At 47.4% G+C, this 14,625-nt stretch carries 10 protein-coding genes; 6 read left to right on the forward strand and 4 right to left on the reverse strand.

The features are described from left to right. The first annotated feature begins 2 nt into the window (after positions 1-2). The 4 genes from FDX14_RS11145 (at position 3) to FDX14_RS11160 (ending at position 7,242) form a co-directional block, all read left to right on the forward strand. Positions 3-1,595: an N-acyl-D-amino-acid deacylase family protein gene (locus FDX14_RS11145; protein WP_137349521.1), complete on the forward strand. Its 1,593-nt coding sequence runs from the start codon at positions 3-5 to the stop codon at positions 1,593-1,595. Positions 1,596-1,673: 78 nt separating this feature from the next. After that, positions 1,674-2,960 carry an MFS transporter gene (locus tag FDX14_RS11150; RefSeq protein ID WP_042313230.1) on the forward strand — a complete coding sequence of 429 codons (1,287 nt, stop codon included), beginning with the start codon at positions 1,674-1,676 and terminating at the stop codon, positions 2,958-2,960. 420 nt (positions 2,961-3,380) lie between these two features. Then, the gene (gene evgA / locus FDX14_RS11155) at positions 3,381-3,995 is read left to right on the forward strand and encodes an acid-sensing system DNA-binding response regulator EvgA (RefSeq protein WP_042313232.1); all 615 of its coding nucleotides are present in this window, start codon (positions 3,381-3,383) and stop codon (positions 3,993-3,995) included. 4 nt (positions 3,996-3,999) lie between these two features. Next, on the forward strand, positions 4,000-7,242 hold the full coding sequence (locus FDX14_RS11160; protein ID WP_137349522.1) for a response regulator: 3,243 nt from the start codon (positions 4,000-4,002) through the stop codon (positions 7,240-7,242). Positions 7,243-7,318: 76 nt separating this feature from the next. On the opposite strand, the gene FDX14_RS11165 is transcribed toward FDX14_RS11160, so the two are convergent. After that, entirely contained in the window at positions 7,319-7,948 is a 630-nt protein-coding gene (locus tag FDX14_RS11165; RefSeq protein ID WP_061382295.1) for a YfdX family protein, read from the reverse strand. Positions 7,949-8,229: 281 nt separating this feature from the next. On the opposite strand from FDX14_RS11165, the gene FDX14_RS11170 reads away from it, so the two are divergent. Further along, complete coding sequence (locus FDX14_RS11170; RefSeq protein WP_137349523.1) at positions 8,230-8,826, forward strand: DUF308 domain-containing protein; 597 nt, start codon at positions 8,230-8,232, stop codon at positions 8,824-8,826. Beyond that, complete coding sequence (locus FDX14_RS11175) at positions 8,826-9,164, forward strand: HdeA/HdeB family chaperone (RefSeq protein WP_079226122.1); 339 nt, start codon at positions 8,826-8,828, stop codon at positions 9,162-9,164. Before FDX14_RS11170 ends, FDX14_RS11175 begins: the two co-directional genes overlap by 1 nt. Before the next feature lie 209 nt (positions 9,165-9,373). Here the strand turns inward: FDX14_RS11175 and FDX14_RS11180 are convergent, their stop codons facing one another. The 3 genes from FDX14_RS11180 to FDX14_RS11190 all read right to left on the reverse strand — a co-directional run bounded on the left by FDX14_RS11180 (position 9,374) and on the right by FDX14_RS11190 (position 14,516). Then, positions 9,374-12,490, reverse strand: coding sequence for an efflux RND transporter permease subunit (locus tag FDX14_RS11180; protein WP_137349524.1), 3,117 nt, complete (start codon positions 12,488-12,490; stop codon positions 9,374-9,376). A gap of 28 nt (positions 12,491-12,518) precedes the next feature. After that, positions 12,519-13,673 (reverse strand): efflux RND transporter periplasmic adaptor subunit, encoded by a 1,155-nt coding sequence (locus FDX14_RS11185; protein WP_137349525.1) that lies wholly within the window; start codon positions 13,671-13,673, stop codon positions 12,519-12,521. Positions 13,674-13,949: 276 nt separating this feature from the next. Beyond that, positions 13,950-14,516: a Slp family lipoprotein gene (locus FDX14_RS11190; protein ID WP_137349526.1), complete on the reverse strand. Its 567-nt coding sequence runs from the start codon at positions 14,514-14,516 to the stop codon at positions 13,950-13,952. Positions 14,517-14,625 lie beyond the last annotated feature (109 nt).

Genomic DNA, 14,625 nt, shown 5'->3' on the forward strand with positions numbered 1-14,625 from the left:
CGATGAAAACCATTTTCAAAAACGGAAATGTGATCGATGGGACGGGCAGTGAAGGCAGAATTGCCGATGTGGTCGTTGATGAAGGACGTATTGTCGCAATCGGTCAAATAGACGTTGGCGTCAATGAACAGGTCATTGATGCGACGGGAAAAATTATTTGTCCTGGTTTTATTGATACCCATACACACTCTGACTTGTCGGCGATTATTAACCCCGCGCTGTCGGCGAAAATTCGTCAGGGAATTACCACTGAATTGCTGGGGCAGGATGGCGTCGCGTTAGCGCCGTTGCCGGAAGAATATATTCCAGCGTGGCGTAAAAATATCGCCGGCCTTGACGGCGATACCGACAAAATAGACTGGAAATATAAGAATACGGACGGTTATCTCAATCTGCTGGCATCACGACATCCGGCGACAAACCTTGCCTATTTAGTTCCGCATGGCAACGTGCGCATGGAGGCGATGGGGCTGGATGGACGGCCTTCCACCCGTGAAGATGTGGCGAAGATGTGCGAAGTCCTTGAGCGGGAATTAAGAGCGGGAGCGTTTGGTCTTTCCACCGGGCTTATCTATATGCCTTGCGCCTTTGGTGATACTGCCGAAATGATTGAACTGTGCAAGGTCACGGCGAAATATAACGGGATCTTTGTGGTACATCAGCGCAGTGAAGCTGACGATATTATCAACTCAACGCAGGAACTGATTGATATCGCCAAAGCCACTGGCGTCTGGCTACATATTTCACATATGAAGGTTTGCGGAAAGAAAAACTGGGGGCTGATCGACCAGATGCTGGGGATGCTGGAGCAGGCGCAGGAAGAGGGGATCCGCATCTCTTTCGACCAGTATCCGTATGTGGCGGGTAGCACGATGCTTGGGGTGATCCTGCCGCCATGGGTCCACTCCGGTGGAACAGACAAATTGCTGGAACGCCTGGCCTCGCCTGAACTGCGCGCCAAAATGATCGAGGATATTCAGCAGGGTATTCCCGGCTGGGATAACTTTATCGATTTTGCCGGTCTGGACCAGATTTTTGTTACCAGCGTGAAAACGGCCAAAAATCAGGATGCCGTTGGTCTGAACCTCGTCCAGTTGGGGGAATTGCGCGGGAAAGACCCCTACAACGCCACCTTCGACCTGCTTTTTGAAGAAGAAAACGCCGTTGGAATGGTCGACTTCTACGGCACTGAAGAGCATGTGATTAAGTTTCTCTGTCGACCTGAGCAAAACGTTTGTACCGACGGTTTAATGGGGGCCGGAAAACCGCACCCTCGCGTGTTCGGCGCATTCCCACGTGTGCTCGGTAAATACGTACGTGAAGAGGGATGTCTGAGCTGGGAAGCGGCAATTCGCAAAATGACGGGTAAACCTGCTGAGGTGCTGGGCCTGCAGGATCGTGGGCTGCTGAAGGTGGGTTACGCGGCGGATATCGTGATGTTCGATCCGAACACTATCGCTGATAGGGGCACATTTGTTGAACCTAATCAGTATCCGCAAGGGATTGAAATTGTCATGGTTAATGGGCGCATTGCCTTAATTAATGGCACGGAAAGTTATGCCTGTAGCGGTACGGTTATAAGAAAAGAATATTAATAAATAACGCTAAACACGCATTGATCTATCGCGACTATTTATAGCCGCGGTAGATCACTACACCCTAAGGACATCACAATGAACCTACAAACATCTTTACCTTCAGGTAAACCGAAGACCTGGAAAGCAAGATATACCGTCCTGACATTGATCTGGCTGGCGTGGCTCCTCTCTTTTCTCGACAGAATGGTCATGAGCGTTTCGCTCCCTTATATCGGCAAAGATTTAAATCTGGATACGACCCAACAAGGTTTAATTATTAGCGCCTTTTTTATTGGTTATGCGGCATTTCAAATTCCCGGTGGTTTACTGGCGGATAAGTTTGGCTCACGTAAAATTATGGCCATTGGTATTGCCTGGTGGTCTGTTTTTACCAGCTTAACCGGGGCTGTGCTGACGCTACCGCTGATGCTGGCCGTACGCTTCTTCTTTGGTATCGGCGAAGGGTGCTTCCCGTCGGCCTCATGGAAAATGATTTCGACCTATTTCCCGTCGAAAGAACGCGGACGTGCGACGGCGATTCAATCAACGGTGAACACCTTAGGCCCGGCGCTGGCGGTCGTGGTTGCAGCAAGCATTATCGGGGCTTTTGGTTGGCATATGGTTTTTATCGTGCTGGGTATTCCTGGCCTGTTTATCGCCGCAGGTATCTACTTATTTACGCGTGACAACCCGAAAGATCACCCCGCCATTACGCAGCAGGATCTGGCGGAACTGGCCGTTGACGATCAGGGTGGTCTGCAAAACACCAGCGCTATCGCGTTTAAAGACGTACTCAAAATGCCGGTGCTGTGGCAAATGGCAAGTATCTGGTTTTTGTTTGATATCACCTTCTGGGGTTTTTCAACCTGGTTACCCAGTTACCTGATCACTGTACGTGAGTTTTCTCTGGCCAAGACCGGCGTAATGGCGGCAATTCCGTTCCTGTTTGGTGCAGGAGGGACTTTGTTAGGCGGATACTGTTCAGATAAATTCAAACCGATGCGTAAAACGTTGTACGTCGTAACCTCTGTCATTGCCGCAGGCTTCCTGTACCTGACCTTCAGCGTGAGCAGCGCAGATATGGCGGTGGTTTATCAGTGTATTTCAGCCCTGTTCATGTTCTTCGCTATGGCGACGTTCTGGGGAATTTTGATGGATACCATCCCCAGCAACATTATGGGACGGGCGTCGGGGATCGTTAACTTTGGCGGTCAGATGGCGGGCGTTGTTTCCGCACCTATCATCGGTTGGCTGATCCAAAGCAGTGCAGGAAGCTATAACAGCGCCTTTATCTTTATGATTGCCGCACTGTTATGTTCTGCCGTCGTTACGCTGACCGTGAAAAACTCGCGCGCGGTTGGAGCATTACCCAGTCAGGCTTGATTAATGTCTGTCTCCTGTGGCTCTGCTGTTTCAGGGCCACAGGGATTGACGGGTATTAGCGTTTAAGTACTCGCAATAACTGAATTTCCCGCCAGATGTACAGTTACCACGGCAATTCTATTTCTCTCCTTTTATTAAGAATTAAGCATAATAAATGAAAGACCAGTCCTACATGTGTAGGAATATTCTCTCTATTATGTGTTAATGATTTGATCTACAGAAAGGCTCAAGGTTTAATTCTTGTAAATCTAAATGTTATTTTTATGGTTTATTCATCTTGATTATGAAAAAATCATAAAATATACACGTGACTATGTTAGAATTTGTGTCCTGGGTCTGGCGCTTATAAATTAATAATATCGAAGACTCACCTGCACTATAGCCATCGCCTCTCTTTATTTATCGGGATTCTTATACGCAATGAACGCGATAATCGTTGATGATCACCCTTTGGCCCGCATTGCCATTCGCAACTTACTCGATACTAATGGTATCACTGTGACCACTGAGCTCGACAGTGGCGAGCAAGTCGTGCAGGTGGTTGAAAAAAACAAACCTGAGCTGCTAATTATCGATGTGGACATTCCTGGCATCAGTGGCATCGAGGTGCTGGAACAATTACGCAAGCGGCACTATGCTGGCGTGATCATTATCATTTCAGCAAAAAATGAATATTTTTATGGTAAACGCAGTGCTGAATACGGTGCCAACGGATTTGTGAGTAAAAAAGAAGGCATGAATAATATTCTTGCCGCTATCGAAGCCGCTAAAAATGGTTATAGTTATTTCCCCTTCTCCCTTGAGCACTTTACTGGCTCATCGGTCAGCGAGCAGGATAAACTTGATACATTATCGACACAGGAAATGAGAGTGTTGCGTTATATCCTTAATGGCATGGATTACAGCACTATTGCCAGTAAAATGAATATCAGTAATAAAACGGTGAGTACCTATAAAAGTCGTTTAATGGAAAAGTTAGATTGTTCCTCATTAATGGAAATTTATGATTACGCGCAAAGAAATAAAATAGGGTAGAGTAATGCTGGAACGCTTATTTATTTTTTTGATGGTCATATTTACCATCGGATTGTCTACGGGTGTGAGTTCAGCGCGTCAGGTTGAGCTAAAAAGTAACTATAATACTGCAGTGCAAAATATCAGTTTAAACAAGGAAGAAACCAACTGGTTGGTGCATAAAAAAACATTAGTGGTTGGCACCTGGTTACCGGAAGTCTCCCCTATTGTCTATCAAAACAGCGGGGAAAATTATCGGGGCGTTAACGCGGACTACCTTGCGCTAATGCAAAAAAGTCTCAATGTAAAAATTGTTATAAAGCAATATGATAACGAGCAGCAGGCGCTTGCCGCACTCGCTAATAATGATGTTGATACGTTGATAACCCAGCTTTCCCGGCGGCAGGATGTCGGCGGGGATTTACTGCGCACTTCAGCATTACTCACAACGTGGCCGACGCTTGTGACGTCATTAAAAAACACCATGCTACCGCTGACGACGCACCATAAGGTCAGCGTCGCATGTGTGCGGGATTGCCCTTTTCTTAACGTTATCCAGGACGCTTTTCCTGATGCTAAAGTCTCATTTTATGACGACGAGTATCAGGCAATGGCGTCGGTAGTGAACGATGATAACCAATATTATATTGGTAACAATATTACCACTAGTCATTGCATCTCGCGGTATTTCTCGCAATCCCTGGTTATTACGCATTATTTTGATAAGCAAGAACAATATAATTATTTTGTGGTTAATGAAAATCAACCGCTATTAAGAAATATCCTTGATGGTTTTATTACGTCAATAAGTAATGAAATCCATATGCAGGTGATGCAGAACTGGTTAAATCGCGGTAATCTTGCTTATCTGAATGCGCCTATTCCTTTCAGTCGTCAGGAAAAAGAATGGCTGAAGAATAAGCATACCATCCGCATTTTGATCAACCCGGATTATCCGCCCTATACGCTGGTAGATAGCAGCGGCGAGTTACGCGGTATTCTTGGCGATTTGCTGAATATTATTCATCTGCAAACGGGTCTTGATTTTGAACCTGTTTTAGCCACGTCCAGAAGTGAACAGACCAAACTCATTAGTGGTGGGCAGTGGGATATGTATCCGACGATCGCCCCGACTAACCAAAACCAGGACGATTCGGCATTTAGCGATCCGCTGATGAATGTTGCATTCGTGGTTATCACATCGCGCCAGGAAACAGCCGACTCGCTGCTGGAAAAACCGATACGCGTTGCTCTGCCTGCCGGACATATTCTGGAGCGTGGCCTCAAACAACGTTATCCGCAGGTGACATGGGTGAATGCGGATACCGGTAGCGCTGCCATGGCTATGGTCAAGGAGGGCGACGTTGATGCGGCAATTGCGACTGAATTGTCGGCAAAGTTCATTACCGATCATTACTACCAGAATAATATGCACTTCTTCCGGCTTCCTGATATGCCAGGTGCATCGGTGAGTTTTGCTATTTCTTCTCATGAGCCCATGCTGAAGTCTGTCATTGATAAGGCCCTGCAAGCCATACCTCCGCGTGAAATTTTACAGATGACGGAGAAGTGGTCGAAGATTTCCAATACCCAGGTTGATATCTGGAGCCGATATAGCAAACAGTTCTATCAACTGGTGGTATTTGCGCTGGTACTTATTGCTATTAGCCTGATCTGGGGGATATCACTCTCCCGTGAAGTCCGTAAAAGAAAGCAATCGCAGCGGTTACTGGAAGAACAGTTGCATCTCAAAGAGGTCTTATCTCAAGAGCTGGAGAGCGAAAAGAATAAAGCGATTGCCGCTACAAAAGCCAAAAGCCGTTTTCTTGCGAGCATGAGTCATGAGTTACGTACCCCGGTAAGCTCGATTGTTGGTTTTGTGGAATTACTCTCAAGCTCAGAGCTCAGTCCGGCACAACGCAAAGAGGCCATTGCTTTGACCGGGGCGACGGCCCAATCATTGCTGGGTCTGATTGGTAAGATTCTGGACGTTGATAAGATTGAATCCGGAAAATATGAGGTTGTTCCCCAGTGGACCGATCTCTCGCAGCTTATTGAATTGCAGTGCCACTCTTTCGATGCTCTGGCCAGGCAGAAAGGTATATCGCTTGCCTGCGTCAGCCAGTTGCCAGTAAACGAGCGGGTATTTGTCGATCAGCAGGCTTTGCGGCAAATTCTCACCAATCTGGTGGGCAATGCGCTGAAATTTACGGTGCAGGGTAGTATTCATGTTACGGCCCGTCTGGCTCCGGACACAGATAATCACGGCACCCTGACGATCGTCATCAGTGATACCGGTTGCGGCATTAGCGAAGAAGAGCAGGCTGGACTGTTCCATCGTTATGCTCAGGGGCGTTGCGGGCGTCAACAAACGGGGTCAGGCCTGGGGTTATTTATCTGCAAAGAACTGGTAACGCTAATGGGCGGTACGCTGGAGCTGAGGAGTATTCTGTCGCAGGGAACCACGTTCACAATTACGCTTCCGGTTGAAACTGCCCGACAATCGATAGTACCGGATGGAGATACCCCTGGCGCTGTGTTGCCGTTACCGTGTCTGTCGATTCTGATTGCAGACGATAATCCTACTAACCGGCTGCTGCTTAAACGCCAGTTGAATACCATTGGCTATAGCGTGGATGAGGCCTGTGATGGCGAGGAAGCCGAAGCTAAACTGGCCAAAAAATCATACGACCTGTTGATAACCGATGTGAATATGCCGAAGAAAGACGGGTTTGATCTCGCGGCTTCGCTACGTCGTCAACAACCTCACTTGCAAATATGGGGGCTGACGGCCAGTGCGCTCCCGCAGTCACGCGATCGATGTCTGCAAAACGGTATGAATTTGTGTCTGTTTAAGCCGGTCTCAATCCAGACGCTGACGCATGAATTGAGCAAAATCGACACGGGCTATGCGTCTCCTTGTGCAATCCGGCATTTAAAATTCAATGTACTGACTGAAAATACCGGTGGCGATCGCGCATTAATGAACGAGATACTCGAAACATTCCGTGAGGCAACGCTGAATGATTTACAAGCGGCTAAGAAAGCCGTTGCGCAAGATGAGCCGCAGCTGTTTTTACGGGCGCTTCATCGGTTGCATGGTTCGGCGCAAATTCTGGGTATCACCGCGCTTCAGACGCTGTGCGAACCTTTTGAGTCTATGCGACATGACGATCTTCCGCTGGCTGTACGGCAACAGGCATTACAGAAAATTGTTGCTGTCATGCGGGAAATTGAAATTGAGATCGACAGTCTGATGAGCCATTAATCCCCCCTGATCGGGTAGCCGTAGCAGTCCGATCAGGAGAGAAATGTCTTGATTCATCACTCGTTAGTGCAGAGTATTACTGGCCTGCACCCACCATTTCGCTATCAATAACAATGCCTTCTTCAGCACCTTTTAACACAAGGTTAGCCTCATAAAATTTACCCGTGGACAGCAGTTTTTGGGCGCTGGCAACGGCTTTACGCGTCTGATTCAAAGGCATCAGGTATTGGGTCTGAAGCACGCTGATCCCTGCCAGTTGCAAGGTATCCACTGCACCTTTCCAGTCACCTTTGGCCATTTTGCCATTTGCGGTTTTGATAGCAGATTCTTTTTCCGGCGTCGCAATATAGTCTTCTGATAATGCGATCGTAGCGTTAATAATTACGTACTGATCGTCAATCATCTTCGCCTTAGGCGCTGCTTTGACAAATTTCGCCCAGTCGCTGCTGTCGCCTGCCAACAGGGAAGCGGCGTCATTGGTTAATTTTTTTGCGCTGTCAGGCTGTCCGTGAAACAGAGCCAGACGAGCAAGTTGAATATCACGCATCGCATTGGCGCCTTGTACGGCGACCTGCATAATATCGGCTGCTTCTTTTTGTACATTTGCTGTGGCTGTTTGTGCCGCAGTAGTAGTAGTGGCAGATGCCATTACCGGAGCTGAGCCCATCATAGTTGCAAGCAGACCTGCAAGAATAATCTTTTTCATTACGTTCTCCTGAATAAAGTTGGTATTGTTCACCAAACGCAATAATCATATTAAATAAGTTTAAAGAGAGGAATCAGAGCCAGGATAAAATAATGAGCGTTTAATCCTACAGGTGTCAGACGTCTGACATGTGTAGGATTAAACGCATAGCGACATTCCTTTATTCTTATATACGTATCCTTATCTGAAGCTTTATTATTTCATTGTAAGTGATATGTATTTTGTGATTATTAACTCTTTTATTAGTAGGTTACATTACGTTTACATGTAACGGAGGATGTATGTTCATTTTTAATCAGCAAGCTCTGAGAACGTTTAATGAAAAAACACTTTCTCATTATAAAAGACACGCAACAATTATGGCGGTGCTGTTGTTGATATGTGGTATTTGCTGCTTAATCTATCCTATCGCTGCTGGCGTTTATTTAAGCTATACGACAGGTTTTATGTTCCTGGTATGCGGTTTTTATTCTATCTATAGCCTGTTTAGCGCTGGGAAGAAGCAGTTGAAAGCCAAATTTACCTATGCATTTTTTGCTATCGCATGGTTACTGCTGGGGTACTGTTTCCTTGTTAACCCTGTGATCGGCATGAATTCGTTAGCTATGGTTTTTTGCTGCTTGTTTATTCTTGGTGGTATTTTTCGTGTGGCTTCCGGAGTTCAAATGTTCCGCAGTCCGGGCTATGTCTGGAACATTTTTATCGGCATTTTAGATCTGCTTATTGCTGGCGTATGGCTGAATATGGATCCCGATAAGTCTTACGTGTTTACTTCGATTTTTATTGGAGTCGAGATGATCTTCAGTTCTTTGGCTTTTATCAGCCTGCGTAGAAATACGAAGTTGGCATCAACAGATAAACTAGCCAATAACAACTAATCCTGTCTCTGGAGTGTATCGTGAATATTAAAATGATGGTTTCAGCTGTTGTGATTATGACCTCTGTTTTGGCACCGATGAGCTGTGCGTTTGCTACTCAGGCAACCGAAGCTGCGCCACAAGATATGACCTGTAAAGAATTTGCTGATATGAGTCGGCAATACATGACGGCAATTGCCTTTGTGATTGTTAATAAAAATTCTGATTTTAAAGGCGATGATTATGTTCCGCTGCATGAGGTGGAAACTGTCGCTGTTCCGAAAATGATTAACATGTGTCATCAGCACCCGAATACGAAATTGGGCGAATTGGCCGTAAATCTGCACACGATTGATTAACCGTTTTGATAGCCTGGCTTTAGTTAGAATTGACAACCTCTGTCCCTACACCCGCATTTCCCCTCACAATAAAATAACTCACCCTGCTATCCACGAGGAAACTCGCTGGATAGCTGTGTCTGCTAACAACCGTAGGTCTGATAAGTGAAGCGCCATTCCTGGGATCTTATTACCCGATCCCAGGGATAAGCATCTACAAGGGCAGGGAATTAATGCCGGGTTTTAAATCGCGCCAGCATGTTTTCGACAAGAACAAAGAAGACCGGAACAAAGTAGATCGCCAGCACGGTCGCGGCCAGCATCCCACCGATAACGCCCGTACCGACGGCGTTTTGCGCGCCAGAGCCTGCGCCGTCACTTATTGCCAGTGGGATAACCCCCAGAATGAAGGCCAATGACGTCATCAAAATAGGACGTAAACGCATTTGCGCAGCTTCCACCGCAGCTTCAAGCGGCGTTTTTCCTTCTTTTTGCATAATCTCGACGGCAAACTCGACGATCAGAATAGCGTTTTTAGCTGAGAGTCCCATGGTGGTGAGCAGGCCAACCTGGAAGTAAACATCATTGCTCAGGCCACGCAGATCGGTCGCCAGCAAAGCCCCGACCACCCCGATTGGTACAACCAGCATCACGGAAAACGGTATTGACCAGCTTTCATACAGTGCTGCCAGCGCCAGAAATACGACGATCAGAGAAATGCCGTACAGCATTGGCGCCTGGTGGGTAGACAGCGCCTCCTGATACGACAGCCCCGTCCAGGCATAACCGACGCCCGCGGGCAGTTTATTAATCAGTGATGCCATAAATTTCATCGCATCGCCGCTGCTTTTCCCTGCGACCGGTTGGCCGAGAATTTCCATTGCAGGCTGTCCGTTGTAGCGTTCAAGACGGGGAGAGCCGTAGGTCCATTCGGTTGATGAGCAGGCCGAAAGCGGCGTCATCGCGCCGGAGGCGTTACGTACGTACCAGTGATTGATATTGTCCGGCAGCATACGGAACGGCGTATCGGCCTGCACATACACTTTTTTAACGCGTCCCTGGTTAAGGAAATCATTGACGTAGCGGCTACCAAACGCTGTAGAGATGGTCTGATTGATATCCGCCAATGCCACACCCATCGCCTCTGCTTTTGTCGCGTTGACGTGGATACGAAACATCGGCGTATCTTCCAGCCCATTTGGGCGCACTCCGTTAACTTCATCGGGTGACTGGCTGGCCAAAGCCAGGAGCTGGTTGCGGGCCTGCATCATTTTTTCATGCCCAAGATTGCCGTTATCCAGCAACTCCATATCAAAACCTGAAGCGGTACCCAATTCCGCGACTGCGGGTAAATTGAACGGATAAACGACGGCATTATTAATGGTGCTTAAAGCCATCATTGCCCGGCGAATGATGGCGGTAACCGAGTTTTCTTCGCCAACACGTTCTGACCACGGTTTCAGGCTGATAAACGCCAGACCGTTATTTTGCCCCTGTCCGCTGAAGCCAAATCCGCCAACGGTAAAAACAGACGCGACATTTTTCTGTTCTTTTGTCAGATAGTAATCCGTTATTTCCCCAAGCACTTTGCTGGTATTTACCATCGTTGAACCGGAAGGTAATTGCGCCGTGGTCATGAATACGCCCTGATCTTCTTCAGGCAAAAAGGAGGTAGGAGTACGGAGAAACAGTACCATCATGCCAGCACCAATCACTAAATAGACCACCATATAACGGCCGGTGCAACGTAACAGTCTACGGGTGCTGTCCGTGTAGTGATGGGTGCATTTCTCCATGAAGTGATTGAAACGGGTAAACAGAAAATGGGTGTTTTCTTTTTCTCCCTCGTGGGATTTTAACAGCATGGCGCAGAGTGCGGGCGTCAGGCTCATCGCCACGAACACCGACAGCAGCATGGAGGAAATTAAGGTGATGGAAAACTGACGGAAAATCTCACCCGTTGCCCCGCTCATAAATGCCATTGGCATAAACACGGCGGATAAGACGACGGCAATACCGACCAGTGCTCTCTGGAGCTGACCCATCGCTTTATGCGTCGCCGCTTTTGGTGACAAGTGCTCTTCGGCAATAATACGTTCTACGTTCTCAACCACCACGATGGCATCATCAACTAACAATCCTATTGCCAGCACCATGCCAAACATCGTGAGCGTATTGATCGAAAAACCGGCAACGTCGAGTATCGCAAAGGTTCCAAGGATAACAACCGGAACCGCGATAGTGGGGATAAGCGTCGCGCGGAAACTTTGCAAAAACAGGTACATGACGAGGAATACCAGGATGATTGCCTCGATCAATGTATGAAAAACACCCTGAATTGAAATCTCGATAAAGGGGGTAGTGTCATAGGGATAAACGGTTTTCATGCTGGCCGGAAACCAGGCTGATAACCTGTTCAGCTCTTGTTTAACGGCCTGGGATGTTTCAAGGGCATTGGCGCCAGCGGCAAGTTTAATTGCAATCCCTGCGGCGGGTTTTCCGTTGTAACGTGCCACCGTGGCATAATTTTCCGCACCCAGTTCAATGCGTGCGACATCGCGCAGCAGAACCTGGGAGCCGTCCTGCTGAACTTTAAGAAAGATCTTGCCGAATTCATCGGTAGTTTGCAGGCGTGTCTGAACAATGATCGACGCATTTAACTGCTGGTCGGCTGATTGCGGCATTCCTCCCAGCTGTCCGCCCGATATCTGGTTATTCTGTACTTTGAGTTGGGTAATAACGTCCTGCGGCGTAAGGTTATATTTGTCGAGCTTTTGCGGATCCAGCCAGATACGCATGGCGTATTGCGAACCGAATAACTGTACGCTCCCGACCCCGGGGGTGCGGCTTAGTGGATCTTTAATATTTGACGCCACATAGTCAGCAATATCATATTGGCTCAAACTGTTATTATCAGAGATAAAACCGGCGACCATTAAGATATTGCTGCTGGATTTATCAACGCTGATCCCTTGCTGCTGGACTTCCTGTGGCAAGGAAGGCATCGCCAGCTGCAGTTTATTCTGTACCTGAACCTGCGCTATATCAGGTGAAGTCCCCGTTTTAAAGGTCAGGATAATCGACGCATTACCGGCCGCATCGCTGGTGGATGACATATACATCAGGCCATCAAGCCCGTTCATATTCTGTTCAATCACCTGAGTCACCGAGTCTTCAACGGTCTTGGCGTCTGCACCGGGGTAGGCTGCGCTAATGGTAATTGTGGGGGGAGCAATTTGCGGATATTGCGCGATGGGTAAGTTCATTATCGCGATACCGCCGGTAAACATCATGATAATGGCGAGCACCCAGGCGAAAACCGGGCGCTCAATAAAAAAGTTAGCCATGAAGAAGGTGTCCTTAATACCTGAAATATTACTGTTCAGTTGCCGTGTCAGGTGTGTTTGGTTTTGCTGCGAGGATTTTGGCTTTAATTCCCGGACGGATTCTTTGTAATCCGGATACAATGACCCGATCGCCAGGATGTAATCCCGTAGTCACCAACCATTGATTGCCTACAGCCTTCACCGCATTTATTTCGCGTAGTTGCACCACGTTTTCTTGATCGAGGATTAACGCAGTGGCCTTTCCCTGCTCGTTATGCGTAATCCCTTGCTGTGGGACCATTAAAACATTCTGTTGGCTGCCCTCATCCAGCAATGCTGTGACGTACATACCGGGTAAAATTTCACCCTCAGGATTGGGGAACACGGCGCGCAAGGTCACGGAGCCGGTAGTCTCATCGACGGCAGGATCGGAAAACTCAAGCGTGCCGGTATAGCGATAGGGCTTGCCATTTTCCAGCATCAGCTCAACCGGAATTTTGCCCTTTTGCTGGGCAATTTTCCCACTGGCTTTTTCTTCTTTCAGGCGTAAGAAGTCTTGTACTGACTGCGTTAAATCAACATAAATAGGATCCAGTCTTTGCACGGTAACCAGCGCGTTTCCCTGATTCGCGGTGACCAGAGCACCCACGGTTACGGAGGATTTACCGCTGATGCCCTCAATCGGCGAGGTGACATTGGCATAACGCAGGTTGATGGTGGCCTGCTCAAGATCCGCTTTGGCGACGGCGACATTGGCTTCTGCTTCATTAAGCTGTGAGCGCGTCGTGTCGTAGTCCTGACGGCTGACGTAATTGGATTTTATTAATGCTGACTGCCGATTTAATGTCAGTCGCACATTATTGGCCGTCGCCTGTGCCTTTGCCAGTGCGCCTCTGGCTGCATCCAGCCTGGCCTGCAACGGGGCGGGATCAATTTGATACAGTGACTCTCCTTTGCTGACTTTGTCACCTTCAATAAAATTACGTTTGATGATGATCCCCCCAACCTGAGGGCGGATTTCGGCGATCTCAAATGAAACCGCGCGGCCAGGAAGCTCGCTTTTAATATTCACTGAGGAAGGCGCTAAGGTAACAACGCCGACCTCGGGTTCCATGGCGGTTTTTACTGCAGGTTTATTATCGCAGGCGGTAATAATGACGCTGCTAAAAAATAATGGTATCAACAGTAAGCATTTTCTGTTCATAGTAATCCCTGAAGAATTCGTAAGCACAAATGTTTTTTATGGCATGCAGGGTGGGGGAGTTATCGGTAAATAACAGAAGATGGTCAGGCATGAGAAAAGTAACGCCCATTTTTGCGCTAAAAGTTAGCGGTTAAATTATATGCAGCAGAAATAATGAATATTTAGCGAAGGATCGCATGGAGCACGATGACGCAATAAGCGAAACGCGGAGTGATTAAAATGCGTGTTGGCAAACACTCGACTCCGGAGTCTATTCGCATCATCGTACTACAGGGATTATTTCACTAGCTCTGGCGTAACCTCGGTTACGGTACTTGCGGAGTAGGGCATTCCCCACATCGGTCCGGGCCAGAACGCGCCATAACCGTAATCCCACATATTATAGGTCGTGTTTACGGACTCAGTTAAATGCCAAACCTGAATGCCTTGTAAATCAACTTTAACAAAGTTGTACGGGATTTTGTTGATGAATCCTTGTTCATCTCCTTGAATTGTCCCTAAAATAGTCACGAAGTGGTTTCTGTAATTTACCGGATCGAGAAAACCATTCTGTTGGGCAAGAATACGTCCCTGATAGCTGGCGTCTATTTGTGGTTTAGCGTCGTTGTTCAGCGGCAGAACGGCGATTTCCAGTACCGTATCCGTTTTGGTGTTAATTACATTGATGACTTTACCCCCAAATCGGGCCTGCTGGCCTGTATATAACCCCGGTTGGTTATGCACGGAGATAAAGTTCTTTTGTATATCTGGTTGATTATTACCTTTGATATTTTCAGGAATTGAAGCACATGATGCCAGAGTGAAAGCAAGGGCAATAATCAGCAACCCTTTTTGTTTTTTCATTTTACTTTCCTGCTAAAAAAGACAGGCCTATAGTAAACCTTTACTCATTAATGTCAGCAGGCGCGAGGCTGATTATCTAAAATTAATATAATTGTAGCTTATGGTAATA

The organism is Citrobacter sp. wls710, from assembly GCF_005281115.1.
Classification (GTDB): domain Bacteria; phylum Pseudomonadota; class Gammaproteobacteria; order Enterobacterales; family Enterobacteriaceae; genus Citrobacter; species Citrobacter werkmanii.